At 71.5% G+C, this 12,937-nt stretch carries 7 protein-coding genes and 1 pseudogene; 3 read left to right on the top strand and 5 right to left on the bottom strand.

Annotation, left to right across the window (positions count from 1 at the left end):
• Window positions 1–50: 50 nt before the first annotated feature.
• From ilvN to NUT86_RS28785, 4 genes are all read right to left on the bottom strand, one after another.
• Complete coding sequence (ilvN, locus tag NUT86_RS28800) at window positions 51–575, bottom strand: acetolactate synthase small subunit (RefSeq protein ID WP_018087233.1); 525 nt, start codon at window positions 573–575, stop codon at window positions 51–53.
• Between the two features lie 40 nt (window positions 576–615).
• A complete protein-coding gene (locus NUT86_RS28795) occupies window positions 616–2,487 on the bottom strand; it encodes an acetolactate synthase large subunit (RefSeq protein WP_018087234.1) in 1,872 nt (623 codons plus the stop codon).
• 207 nt (window positions 2,488–2,694) lie between these two features.
• Window positions 2,695–5,613 (bottom strand): putative bifunctional diguanylate cyclase/phosphodiesterase, encoded by a 2,919-nt coding sequence (locus NUT86_RS28790; protein ID WP_159486011.1) that lies wholly within the window; start codon window positions 5,611–5,613, stop codon window positions 2,695–2,697.
• A 306-nt stretch (window positions 5,614–5,919) separates the two neighbouring features.
• Entirely contained in the window at window positions 5,920–6,882 is a 963-nt protein-coding gene (locus tag NUT86_RS28785; protein ID WP_274738296.1) for a 2-hydroxyacid dehydrogenase, read from the bottom strand.
• A gap of 88 nt (window positions 6,883–6,970) precedes the next feature.
• Here NUT86_RS28785 and NUT86_RS28780 point away from each other — a divergent pair, with 88 nt between their 5' ends.
• The 3 genes and pseudogenes from NUT86_RS28780 (at window position 6,971) to NUT86_RS28770 (ending at window position 9,712) form a co-directional block, all read left to right on the top strand.
• Complete coding sequence (locus NUT86_RS28780) at window positions 6,971–8,008, top strand: aldo/keto reductase (protein WP_018087237.1); 1,038 nt, start codon at window positions 6,971–6,973, stop codon at window positions 8,006–8,008.
• A gap of 242 nt (window positions 8,009–8,250) precedes the next feature.
• Complete coding sequence (locus NUT86_RS28775; protein ID WP_274738294.1) at window positions 8,251–9,429, top strand: PQQ-dependent sugar dehydrogenase; 1,179 nt, start codon at window positions 8,251–8,253, stop codon at window positions 9,427–9,429.
• A gap of 87 nt (window positions 9,430–9,516) precedes the next feature.
• Window positions 9,517–9,712 (top strand): annotated as a pseudogene (locus tag NUT86_RS28770) (DUF6191 domain-containing protein).
• On the opposite strand, the gene NUT86_RS28765 reads toward NUT86_RS28770, so the two are convergent.
• Entirely contained in the window at window positions 9,709–12,864 is a 3,156-nt protein-coding gene (locus tag NUT86_RS28765) for a helix-turn-helix transcriptional regulator (protein WP_274738293.1), read from the bottom strand. The pseudogene NUT86_RS28770 and the gene NUT86_RS28765 overlap by 4 nt on opposite strands.
• Window positions 12,865–12,937: the final 73 nt, after the last annotated feature.

The following is a 12,937-nucleotide window of genomic DNA, read 5'->3' as shown; positions in this document are numbered from 1 at the left end:
GCGGGGAAAGGCGGTGGGTCTCGCCATACGGTCCGGTCGGACCGCGGCGGTCAGGCCGTACGGTCCAGTGCGCGCAGCGAGCGGTCGGTGATGGACCGGGCGCCTCGGCCTATGGCGATGGTCCCGGACTGCACCAGTTCCTTGATGCCGTACGGCTCCAGCATCTTGAGCATCGCCTCCAGCTTTTCACTGGATCCGGTGGCCTCGATGGTGACGGCCTCGGGCGAGACGTCCACCGTCTTGGCGCGGAAGAGCTGGACGATCTCGACGATCTGCGAACGGGTCTCGTTGTCGGCGCGGACCTTGACCAGGACCAGTTCGCGCTGGATGGCGGAGCCCGGCTCCAGCTCGACGATCTTCAGAACGTTGACGAGCTTGTTGAGCTGCTTGGTGACCTGCTCCAGCGGCAGCGACTCGACGCTGACCACGATGGTGATGCGGGAGATGTCGGGGTGCTCGGTGACCCCGACCGCGAGGGAGTCGATGTTGAAGCCGCGGCGGGAGAACAGGGCGGCGATCCGGGCGAGGATGCCGGGGGTGTTCTCCACCAGGACGGAGAGCGTGTGCTTGGACATGGTCTTCTCTCTTCTTCCGTGCGTCCGTGACGTCCTGGGCTCAGTCGTCTTCGTTGTCGCCGAAGTCGGGACGCACGCCCCGGGCGGCCATGACCTCGTCGTTGGAGGTGCCGGCGGCGACCATCGGCCACACCTGGGCGTCCTCGTGGACGATGAAGTCGATCACGACCGGGCGGTCGTTGATGGCATTGGCCTTGGCGATGACCGCGTCCAGCTCCGCCGGGTCCTCACAGCGCATCGCGACACAGCCCATCGCCTCGGACAGCTTCACGAAGTCCGGGACGCGGGTGCCGCCGCTGGCCTTGCCCGCCGTCACCAGGCCGTTGGACTCGGGGCCGCTGTGCAGCACGGTGTTGGAGTAGCGCTGGTTGTAGAACAGGGTCTGCCACTGGCGGACCATGCCCAGCGCGCCGTTGTTGATGATCGCGACCTTGATCGGGATGTTGTTGAGCGCGCAGGTGACCAGTTCCTGGTTGGTCATCTGGAAGCAGCCGTCGCCGTCGATCGCCCAGACCGTACGGTCCGGCTGCCCGGCCTTGGCGCCCATCGCGGCGGGGACGGCGTAGCCCATGGTCCCGGCGCCGCCGGAGTTCAGCCAGGTCGAGGGCTGCTCGTAGCCGATGAAGTGGGCGGCCCACATCTGGTGCTGGCCGACGCCCGCGGCGTAGATGGTGTCGGCGGGGGCGAGCTCGCCGATCCGCTCGATGACCTGCTGCGGGGAGAGACTGCCGTCCTCCGGCAGGTCGTAGCCGAGCGGGTAGGTGTCGCGCCAGCGGTTGAGGTCCTTCCACCAGGCGCTGTAGTCGCCCCGGTGGCCGGCGTCGTACTCGGCCTGGACGGCGACGATCAGGTCGGCGATGACCTCACGGGCGTCACCGACGATCGGCACGTCCGCGGCACGGTTCTTGCCGATCTCCGCGGGGTCGATGTCCGCGTGCACGACCTTGGCGTACGGCGCGAAGGAGTCCAGCTTGCCGGTGACCCGGTCGTCGAAACGGGCGCCGAGGGTGATCAGCAGGTCCGACTTCTGCAGCGCGGTGACGGCGGTGACCGCACCGTGCATGCCCGGCATCCCGACGTGCTGCGGGTGGCTGTCGGGGAAGGAGCCCAGCGCCATCAGGGTGGTGGTGACGGGGGCGCCGGTCAGCTCGGCGAGCACCTTGAGCTCGGCGGTCGCGCCGGCCTTCATCACGCCGCCGCCGACGTAGAGCACCGGGCGCTTGGACTCGACGATCAGCCGGGCGGCCTCACGGATCTGCTTGGCGTGCGGCTTGGTCACCGGGCGGTAGCCGGGGAGCTCGGTGTGCGGCGGCCAGGCGAAGGTGGTCTGTGCCTGGAGCGCGTCCTTGGCGATGTCGACCAGGACCGGGCCGGGGCGGCCGGTGGCCGCGATGTGGAATGCCTCGGCGATCGTCCGGGGGATCTCGGCGGGGTCGGTGACCAGGAAGTTGTGCTTGGTGATCGGCATCGTGATGCCGCAGATGTCCGCTTCCTGGAACGCGTCCGTGCCGATCGCCTTGGACGCGACCTGACCGGTGATCGCGACCAGCGGGACGGAGTCCATGTGGGCGTCGGCGATCGGGGTGACGAGGTTGGTGGCACCCGGACCCGAGGTCGCCATGCACACGCCGACCTTGCCGGTGGCCTGCGCATATCCCGTGGCGGCGTGACCGGCGCCCTGCTCGTGACGCACCAGGACGTGCCGGACCTTCGAGGAATCCATCATCGGGTCGTACGCCGGAAGGATCGCACCGCCGGGAATGCCGAACACGGTGTCGGCCCCGACCTCCTCGAGCGAACGGATGAGGGACTGCGCACCCGTGACGTGCTCGACGGTGGCGGGCTGCTGCGGTCCGCCGGCGTTACGGGCCCGCGGCTGCGGATGGTGGGCCCCGGAGGCCTGCTCGGTCATCTGCGTCTCTTCTCGAAGCTGAGGGTTTTGACGGGATTTGTGAGGTTGCTGTGCAACAAAAAACCCCCCGTGCCAGGTGGCAAGCGAGGGGAGCGCGTCGGTGCGATGAGCTGGTTTCGTCAGGGACCAGCTTCAGCCGACGCGCTTTCCAAGTACGAGAATTCGGGTGCGCATGGCACTGACCCTCCCCCCGCCGTGCACCGAGTGTCAAGTGGGTGGGACGGAGGTCTCACTATTTGAGCGCAATGGCGGATGCACGAGCGATTCCGGACCCACGGGGCCGCCCTGCCGGGCGGGCAGACCGCTGCCGGTGAGCACCACCGCGCGGCCCTGGCCCGCCACGTCCGGCACCGGATAGTGGGCGTGTGTCAGGGACCGCCGCAGCCGGTGTTCGTCGAGCGGCCCGGAGAAGGCCGCGCCCATGCCGTGCGTACAGCCCATGGAGCGCAGCGCGAGGACCTGCTCGGGCAGATCGACGCCGTCCGCGACGGACTGCATGCCCAGGTCGCCGGCGATCCGCAGCAGCCCCGCGGTGATCTTGTGCAGCCGGGCGGACTCCACCACACCGTCCACCAGCCCGCGGTCCAGCCGCAGTACGTCGACCGGGAGCCGGCGCAGCGCGCTGATGGCGGCGTACCCGCTGCCGAAGCCGTCGAGGGCGATCCGTACGCCCAGCCGGCGCAGCGCGACCAGCCGGCGCTCCAGGTCGTCCAGCGGGATACGGGGATCGCTTTCGGACAGCTCCACGACGAGCGCGCGCGAGGGCAGACCGTGCCGGGTGAGCAGCGACTCGACACCCTTGGGGGACAGCGCGTGGTCCAGCAGCCGGCGGGCGGAGAGCCGGACGGCGACCGGGACCGGATAGCCGGCCCGGTGGCGCGCCGCGGCCTGCTCGACGGCCTCCTCCAGCTGCCAGCGGTCCAGCTCCGCGGCGCGGTCGCCGTCCTCGGCGAGCCGGCCGCGGTCGCCGACCCGCAGGAATTCGGCCGGGGTGAAGAGAATGCCCTGGGCCGAGCGCCAGCGGGCGTGTGCCGCGACCGCGGTGACCTGTCCGGTCGCCAGCTCCACCACCGGCTGGTGCAGCAGCGCGAACGCGCCGTCGGTCAGGGCCGTACGGAGTTTGCCGGCGAGCTCGGCGCGGTGCGCGACCTCGTTCTGCATCTGCGGGGCATAGAGCTCCACCCGGCCCTTGCCGGCCTGCTTGGCGCGGTACATCGCGAGGTCGGCGTTGCGCAGCAGGCCCGCGGGGGTCACCCCGGGGTCGGCGAAGGCGACGCCGATGCTGGCCGCCACCCGCACGTCCCGGCCGTCGATGCGGTACGGCTCGGAGAGCTTGATGCGCAGCCGGTCGGCGATCTCGTGGATACGGAACTCCCGGGCGGCCCGGTCGCGGGTGCCGTCGCCGGTGATCAGCGCGGCGAACTCGTCGCCGCCCAGCCGCGCCGCTATGTCGCCGGAGCGCACCGAGTCGGCGAGCCTGCGGGCCGCCTGCACCAGCAGTTCGTCGCCCGCCTGATGGCCGATGGTGTCGTTGACCTGCTTGAAGCCGTCGAGGTCGATGTAGAGCACGGCGGTGTCGTGGTCGCTGGCCCGGCGGCCGGTGACGGCCTGGGTGACACGTTCGGTGAACAGCGCGCGGTTGGGCAGGTCGGTGAGCGCGTCGTGTGAGGCGTTGTGCTGGAGCTGGGCCTGCAGCCGGACGCGTTCGGTGACATCGCGGGAGTTGAAGATCAGGCCGCCGTCGTGGCGGTTGACCGTGGATTCGACGTTCAGCCAGCCGTCACCTCCGGAGCGTTGCTCACCGGCGCGGAAGCGGCATTCGATGCGGGTGGTCGGTTCCTCCTCGGGGGACGCGGCGAGGAATCTGCGGACCTCGTGCACCACCCGGCCCAGGTCCTCGGGGTGGATCAGCGAGGCCAGTTCGGAGCCGACCAGTTCCTCGGCGTCGCGGCCGTAGACACCGGCGGCGGCCGGGCTCACATAGCGGAGCACACCGGTCGGGGCGGCGATCATGATGACGTCGCTGGAGCCCTGCACCAGGGAGCGGAAGTGGTTCTCCTTCTGCGCCAGCTCCTGGGTGAGGGTGATGTTGTCGAGCAGCATGATGCCCTGGCGGACGACCAGCGCGAGGACGACCGTGCAGCCGGTGAAGAGCACCACGCGGTCGATGCGCCGCCCGTCCAGGACGTTGGTGAGGATGCCCAGCGTGCAGACGGCGGCGGCGAGATACGGGGTGAGCGCGGCGAGCGAGCCCGCGATGGGGCGGCTGCCGTGCGGCTGGAGCCGGCGGGCCGCGGGCTTGGCCTCCTCCGCGGTGCACTCCTCACCCGCGCGGCGGGCGACCCAGGGCGCGTACGCGAGCAGCATCGAGCCGGCGAACCATCCGGCGTCCAGGATCTGGCCGGAGCGGTAGTGCTCGCGCAGCAGCGGCGAGCTGAACACGGCGTCGCACAGCACCGTCAACGCCAGCGCCGCGACAGCGGTGTTGATGGCGGAGCGGTGCACCGAGGAGCGCCGGAAGTGCAGCGCGAGCACCATGCTCACCAGCACGATGTCCAGCAGCGGATAGGCCAGCGACAGTGCGCTCTGGGCCACGCTGCGGCCCTGGAAATGGGCGGTGTGCGCGAGCGCGAGGCTCCATGAGAGAGTGACCAGCGACCCTGCGATCAGCCAGGAGTCGAGACCCAGGCAGACCCAACCCGCCCTGGTCACCGGCCTCTTGGCGAGCACCAGCAGGCCCACGATGGCCGGCGGTGCGAACAGCAGGAAACAGAAGTCGGCGAGGGAGGGGCTGGGTACCGTGATCCCTTCGATGACCTCGTACCAGCCCCATACGCCGTTGCCGAGGCCGGCCATGCAGGAGGACGCGGCGAACAGCATCCAGGCCGGACGGAACCGGCTGCGGCGCTTGCGTGCGTACAGCCCGCAGGAGACGGCCGCCAGGAACGCCGCGAAGCTGAGGCCGAAGTCCCCCATGATGGCCGCGACTTCGGGCGATCCCCAGCCGAACGCGGCGCCGATGGCATAGCCGCCGCAGACCACGGCCAGCACGATCTGGGGCACCGCGCTCGGTGGACTGCCGGCCGATGCCGGTGGCCTGGAGAGCATCGCCCCGGGGGCGCTCACCGGATTCTCCCGCTCACCCGCACCGGGCGCCGTCGCGAGCGATGCTCCTGGGGTCCTCGCAGTATTCCCGCGGGCGCTCGCGGATCGTGCTTCTCGCTACTCGTCCATCGGCCGTACATCGCCCGTCGCCCCCCTCGAGTCCCGGATCGTTCGCACGCGCCGCGTCTTTCCCGGCGTCGTCCCCGCTCGGGACGATACACCAGTTCCGTCACTCAGGGACATAGCGTCTCTACGGAGCGTGACTAAGAGCGAAGAGCGAACACTCCTTGCAGTCGTACGGCCTCGTAGCGCTACGCGCAACTGCTTTCAGTGGGCGGTGGCGACCACGTTTCGCAGGGGCTCTCCGGCCGCGAAAAGCGTCAACTGGTCCCTCAGCAGCCGCTTCGCACGGGGCAGAAAGGCAGAGCTGGGGCCGGCGACGTGTGGAGTGATGAGTACGCCGGGAGCGTGCCACAGCGGATGTCCGGCGGGCAGGGGTTCCGGGTCGGTGACATCGAGCGCCGCGTACAGCCGTCCGGATTCCAGCTCGGCGAGCAGTGCGTCGGTGTCGACGACTCCGCCGCGCGCGATGTTCACCAGCAGTGCGCCGTCCTTCATCCGCCCCAGGAATCGGCTTCCTACCAGGCCACGGGTGGCGTCGGTGAGCGGAGTCGCCAGCACGACGACGTCCGCGTCGGGCAAGAGGGCGGACAGGTCGGAGAGTGGATGCACAGGACCGCGCACTGTGTCACGCGCGGTGCGTGCGATGCGCACGACCCGCGCACATTCAAAGGGTGTGAGCCGGTCTTCGATGGCACTGCCGATCGAACCATAGCCCACAATGAGGACCGACTTGTCGGCGAGCGCCGGGCGGAAGTCCGGCCGCCACTCCCCCGCGTCCTGGGCCCGGACGAAGCCCGGGATGCCGCGCAGCGCCGCGAGGATCAGGGTGAGCGCCAGCTCCGCGGTGCTGGCGTCGTGGAGCCCGCGGGCGTTGCACAGTTGGGCACCGGACGGCATGTCGGACAGCCCCGGGAGTATGTGGTCGATGCCGGCGGTGAGCGTCTGCACCGCCCGTACCCGGCTCATCCGGGCCAGCGGGCTCAGGAGGATCTCCGGGCTCTTCATATAGGGAACGGCATAGAAGGCGCACCGGGCGGGGTCGGCCGGGTAGTCGGGGCCGGCGTCCCAGTGGACGTAGTGGAGACCGTCGGGGAGGCCCTCGATCTCGTCGGGCGGGATCGGGAGCCATACGTCGCGTGCGTCGGTGCGCTGGTCCGGTGTTGCCATGCCCCGAGGCTATGCGAAGAGACGTTCTGTTCAGACGTTAGTTTGGTCTGGCCCTTGACCGGGGGCGAGGGGACGGAGGCACAACCAGGTGGAGCGCAGGACAATCGGTGCGGCGGCCCTCGAAGTGGGCGCCATCGGACTCGGCTGTATGCCGATGAGCTGGGGGTACACCGAGTCGCAGCGCAGCTTGGACAGCTCGCTGCAGGCCGTGCACACCGCGCTGGACCGGGGCTGCAGCCTGCTGGACACCGCCGACATGTACGGCCCGTTCACCAATGAGCTGCTGGTGGGGCGGGTGCTCAAGGAGCGGCGGGCGGACGCGTTCGTGTCGACCAAATGCGGACTGCTGGTGGGTGAGCAGCACATCGTCGCCAATGGGCGGCCCGGCTACGTCAAGCGGGCCTGCGATGCCTCGCTGCGCCGGCTGCAGACCGACCGTATCGACCTCTACCAGCTGCACCGGGCCGATCCCGAGGTGCCCATAGAGGAGACCTGGGGGGCGATGGCGGAGCTGGTGGCGGCCGGGAAGGTGCGGTCGCTGGGGCTGTGCGCGGTGGGCGCACGGGCGGTACGGCCGGCCCGCACGGCCCGTACGGAGCGGCGGCCGGCCGGCGCGGGGCGTCGCCGCTCCCGGATGCACGACGGCACGCTGGCCCAACTGGAGCGGATCCAGCAGGTGTTCCCGGTCAGCAGTGTGCAGGCCGAGCTGTCGGTGTGGTCGCCGGAGGCGCTGGAGGCGCTGCTGCCGTGGTGTGAGTCGCGGGGTGTCGGCTTCCTTGCGGCGATGCCGCTGGGGAACGGCTATCTGACCGGCACCCTCACCCCGGGGCAGGGCTTCGAACGGGAGGACATACGGGCCCGCCACCCCCGCTTCACCGCGGAGATGATGGCCGCGAACCAGCCGGTGGTGGCCGGGCTGCGGCGGGTCGGCGCCCGCTACGGTGCGACGCCGGGGCAGGTGGCGCTGGCGTGGGCGCTGGCGCAGGGCCGGCATGTCGTCCCGGTACCGGGCACGAAGAAGGAACGCTGGGCGGCGCAGAACGCCAAGGCGGTGGATCTGACGCTCACCCGCGAGGATCTGGCGGAGATCGCCGCGCTGCCGCCGGCGCGCGGGTCCTGGTACTAGGGGGCGTCTTCGCCTGAGCCCGTTCCCCCGTCCGGCCGCGGCGAGGCGTCGCCCCGTGAGCCCGACGCGCCCGCCACGGGACCTGCCGCGCCCGGTCCGGTCCGCGGGCCCGCCCCGCTCGCGGCCCGGCCGGCCGCGCCGGATCATGGCAGGTGGGAGTGGCTCCGGAACCCACAGGGCGCGGCGCCGCGGCGCGCGATGTGGTGTTCTTGTCCACGCCCTGCCGACGAGAGGACCCTGCCGTGCAACGCCGTTCCCAGACCGCCGTGTTGGCCGCCGCTTCGCTGCTCCTGGTAGCGGGCTGCTCGTCCGGCGGCGCGCCCCAGGGCGGTGACAACTCCGCCGCCGCCCCGTCGAAGAGCCCCGGCGCCACCGCTTCACCGGGCGCCAAGCCGTCCTCCACCGCACCGCCCGCCAAGGGCTCGGTGAAGGTGACCAGGACCCTGACCACCGGCCTGACGTCGCCGTGGGGTGTGGCGGTGCTGCCGGGCGGGGATCTGCTGGTCGCCTCCCGTGACACCGGAAAGATCGTCCGGGTCTCGGCGGACACCGGGAAGAAGACCGAGCTGGGGTCGGTGCCGGGTGTGGACCCGGGGGGCGAGGGCGGGCTGCTGGGGATCGCGGTGTCCTCGACGTTCGGCGCGGACCACCAGGTGTACGCGTACTTCACCACCGCGTCCGACAACCGCATCGCCCGCATGAACTACGACGAGAAGCGTCCGCAGGGCAATCAGCTGGGCGCGCCCGACACGATCTTCAAGGGCATCCCCAAGGGCCAGCTCCACAACGGCGGCCGGATCGCGTTCGGCCCGGACAAGATGCTCTACGTCGGCACCGGCGAGACCGGTGACAGCGGGCTGGCCCAGGACAAGGACTCCCCGGCCGGCAAGATCCTGCGGATGACGCCGGAAGGCGAGCCGGCGCACGGCAACCCCGAGGCGGATTCGGTGGTGTACGACTACGGCCACCGCAATGTGCAGGGGCTGGCCTGGGACGGCGACAAGCGGCTGTGGGCCTCGGAGTTCGGGCAGGACACCTGGGACGAGCTCAATCTCATCGAGCCGGGCAAGAACTACGGCTGGCCGGAGGTCGAGGGCGAGGCCAAGGGCGGATCGAAGGGCCCCGGGTTCGTGGACCCGGTCGAGCAGTGGAAGACCGCGGACGCCTCGCCCAGCGGGATCGCCTACGCCAAGGGCTCGATCTGGATGGCCTCGCTGCGCGGCGAACGGCTGTGGCGGATCCCGCTGAACGGGACGAAGCCGGTGGCCGCTCCGCAGGCCTTCTTGAAGGGCACCTACGGAAGGCTGCGGACCGTCGTGGCGGCCGACGACGGGGCGTTGTGGCTGGTCACCAGCAACACCGACGGACGGGGCACCCCGCACAAGGGCGATGACCGGATTCTCCGCCTCAAGGTGAGCTGATCCGGCAGATCCCCTTTTCGGATGTCCTGCCTACACTCGGGTGGCAGGGGGACGGGTGCGCTCACGCCGAAGAGGGGGCAGGGCACCATGTTCAACATCGCGGAGGAACTGTTCGCACCGGGGGCGCAAACACACCGACGAGGAGCGGCAGAAGATGTCGCTCGTCGTCGATGACGTGGGTGACGGCGACCCCGGCAGGGGCCCGATCGATCTCTCCTCGGGCACCGTCGTCGTCAGGACGCCCGGGCGGCCGCGGGGCCATGACCCATCGGACCCGGCCTAGCCCGGTGTCGGCTCGCCGAACAGGCGCAGGCGGTGCGCCACCGCGCCCGCCTCGCCCCGGCCGGAGACGCCCAGCTTGGCGAGGATGTTGGAGACATGGACGCTGGCGGTCTTCGGGGAGATGAAGAGGGCGTCGGCTATCTGGCGGTTGCTGCGGCCGTCGGCTACCAGCCGCAGCACGTCGCGTTCGCGCGGGGTCAGGCCGAGGGATGCGGCGGGGGCGGTGTCGGAAGGGGCAGGCGCCTGGGTGGCGGCGCGGCCGTTACCGGCGGGCGTACCGGCCGTCCCGGCTGTGTCAGCCGGTGTCAGGCCCGGCAGCGGGATACGGGCCCGCTGGGCGAGGAGTTCGAGTTCGTCGGCGAGCGGGCGGGCGCCCATCGTCACGGCGGCGGTGTGCGCCTGGGTGAGGAGGAGGACGGCGGCCTCGCGCGGGGTGCGGCCGTGCAGTCCGGCGGTGGCCCGCTCGCTGCCGTGGAGGAGTGATTCGGCCCAGCGGTAGCAGGCCCGGGCGAGTTCGTGCGGGCGCTCCAGGGGCTCGAAGGCGGCGACCGCCCCGGCCCAGGCGTCGGGGGTCTCGCGGCCCTCGGCACGGCGGAGTTCGGCGTCGACCGCGAGGCCGTACGCCGACCAGACCGGGCTGAGCTGCGGCAGCCGCTTGGCGGCGTCCCGGATGCGGGCGAGGATCACGGCCCGGCCGGGCTCGGCGGCGGGCAGTCCGCGGGCGTCCGCTTCGGCGGTGGTGGCCGCCCACAGCAGCGGCCAGGCATAGCGGTGGGTGCCGGGCGGGAAGCCGGCGTCCAGGGCCTGCTGGAGGATGCTGCGGGCGTCGAGGAGGCGGCCCTGGCGGGCGGCGACGCGCAGGGCGTGCTGCGCCATGACGATGGCGTGCTGCGGCTGGGGATCGTGGGTGCCGTAGTGCTCCTGGGCGACGGCCAGTTCGCGCTCGGCCTCGGCGAGGTCTCCCTCGTTCAGCGCGAGATCGATACGACGGCTGGCGGCCAGCGCGATGGCCCGGTGGCTCTGCGCGAGGCGGCGGGCGTCGGCGACGGCCCGGCCCGCCTCCTTCCAGCGGCCCAGCGACTGCAGGGATTCGGCGCGGTTGCCCAGCACCCAGCTGGTGCTGTCCTTGAGGCCGTAGCGGGTGGTGAGTTCGACGCCCCGCTCGGTGACCTCGACGGCTTCGCGGGAGCGGCCGACGCCTTCCAATGCGGAGGGGAGGTTGACATGGCCGCGGGCGATGACGGCGAAGTAGCCGCGGCAGACGGCGCGGTCCAGGCTCGTACGGAAGTCGGCGAGGCCTTCCTCGACCTCGCCGGAGTCGACCCGCAGCCCCGCCAGGGTGAGCCGGGAGTTGAGCTCGGCCTCTTTGTCGCCGACCAACTGGGCCAGCTCCACCGCGCGTTCGGCCGTCGCCAAGGTGTCGGGTCCCGGCTCGTGCAGCACCGCCCAGCTGGCGACGGCGGCCATCACCTCGGCGTGTACGGAGGACGGCGGCAGTCCGCGCACCAGCTCCTGTGCGGCGCCCAGGTCGGCCCAGCCGTTGCCGCGGCCGGTGCTCTGGCAGAGCCGGGAGCGCTGCACCAGGAACCAGGCCTTGCGAAGGGGGTCCCCCCTGCTCGAACCGTGTTGAGAGCTTGGGGGAGGGTCGTTCTCGTCGCGCAGCGAGCGCAGGGCGCGCTTGGTGATCGTGAAGGCGCGTTCGTTGTCGCCGGACAGCCGGGCGGCCACCGCGATCTCGGCGAGCAGGTCCAGGAAGCGCAGGGCGTCGCCGTCGTCGCATCCGCAGGCCGGATACGCCTCGGCGTAGTCGACCGGGCGCACGCCCTGGCGGACCTCCTTGGGCGCGTCGTCCCACAGCTCCAGGGCGCGGTCCAGCAGCCGCAGCTGCTCGGCGTACGCATGGCGACGGCGGGCCTGGACGGAGGCGGCGAGGACGGCGGGCAGGGCCTTGGCGGCGTCATGGGCCTTGTACCAGTAGCTGGCCAGCCGGGCGGCGCAGACCTCGGTGCGGACCAGCGAGGGGTTGGCCTCCAGGGCCTCGGCGTAGCGGCGGTTGAGGCGGGTGCGCTCGCCGGGCAGCAGATCGTCGACGACCGCCTCGCGGGCGAGGGCGTGCCGGAAGCGGTAGCCCGTGCCGTCCTGGGTGGGCACGAGGGTGTTGCTGCCGACGGCCGCCCGGAGCGCCTCGATGAGGTCGTCCTCGGGCATCCGGCAGACGGCGGCGAGGAGTTCGTGTTCGACCGTGGAGCCGCCCTCGGCGGCCGTGCGCACCACCCGCTGGGCGTCCTCGGGCAGCGCCTCGACGCGCACCAGCAGCAGATCGCGCAGGGGGTCGCTGAGCCCGTGCAGACAGCCGTCGGCGAGGCCGCGGGCCAGTTCCTCGACGAAGAAGGCGTTGCCCTCGGAGCGCTTGTAGACGCGGTCGACGGTGTCCTCTTCGGGTTCGCTGCCGTTGATCCCGGCGATCTGGGAGCGGACCTCCTCGCGGTTGAAGCGGGCCAGCTCGACGCGCCGGACCGTGCGCATCCGGTCGATCTCGGCGAGGAAGGGGCGCAGCGGATGGCGGCGGTGGATGTCGTCCGAGCGGTAGGTCGCCACCAGGAGGACGTTGGCGTCGTGCAGGGCCTTGAGGAGGTAAGCGAGCAGCTCGCGGGTGGAGCGGTCGGCCCAGTGGAGGTCCTCGACGACGAGGACCAGGGTGCGGTGCGCGGCGAGCCGCTCCAGGAGGCGGGCGGTCAGCTCGAAGAGGCGGGCGCGGCCGATCTCCTCGTCATGGGCCTCGCCGGGGGTCTCCCCCAATTCGGGCAGGATGCGGGAGAGTTCGCCCTCCTGGCCGGCGACGGCGGCGGCGAGCTCGTCGCGCAGATGCCAGTTGAGGGTGTGCAGGATCGCGGAGAACGGGGCGAAGGGCAGGCCTTCGGAGCCGATCTCGATACAGCCGCCGAGCGCGACGAGCGCGCCGCGGGCGCGGGCCAGCTCGCCGAACTCCTCGATGAGACGGGTCTTTCCGACCCCTGCCTCCCCGCCGATCAGCAGGGCCTGGGGCTCGCCGGACGCCGCGATGTGGTCGAGCGCGTCCCCCAACACGGCCAGCTCGGCCGCGCGGCCGACGAACACGGGACTGACGGACCTGGTCTCCACGCTGCTGAGCATCGCACAGGGGTCTGACAATCCGGCAGGGGGTTTCACTGCGCGCAGCGAGTGGCCCGGTACCCGGAACGCCCGG

This window comes from Streptomyces sp. G7(2002) (genome assembly GCF_028870195.1).
Classification (GTDB): domain Bacteria; phylum Actinomycetota; class Actinomycetes; order Streptomycetales; family Streptomycetaceae; genus Streptomyces; species Streptomyces nigrescens.
The sequence above is the reverse complement of the archived record's forward strand: the minus strand, read 5'-3'. Positions and strand labels throughout refer to the sequence as shown.

Bases quoted from the DNA above. Each gene is read 5' to 3' on its own strand.
- ilvN (WP_018087233.1), bottom strand. From the start codon at position 575: ATGTCCAAGCACACGCTCTCCGTCCTGGTGGAGAACACCCCCGGCATC.
- NUT86_RS28795 (WP_018087234.1), bottom strand. From the start codon at position 2,487: ATGACCGAGCAGGCCTCCGGGGCCCACCATCCGCAGCCGCGGGCCCGT.
- NUT86_RS28785 (WP_274738296.1), bottom strand. From the start codon at position 6,882: ATGGCAACACCGGACCAGCGCACCGACGCACGCGACGTATGGCTCCCG.
- NUT86_RS28765 (WP_274738293.1), bottom strand. From the start codon at position 12,864: ATGCTCAGCAGCGTGGAGACCAGGTCCGTCAGTCCCGTGTTCGTCGGC.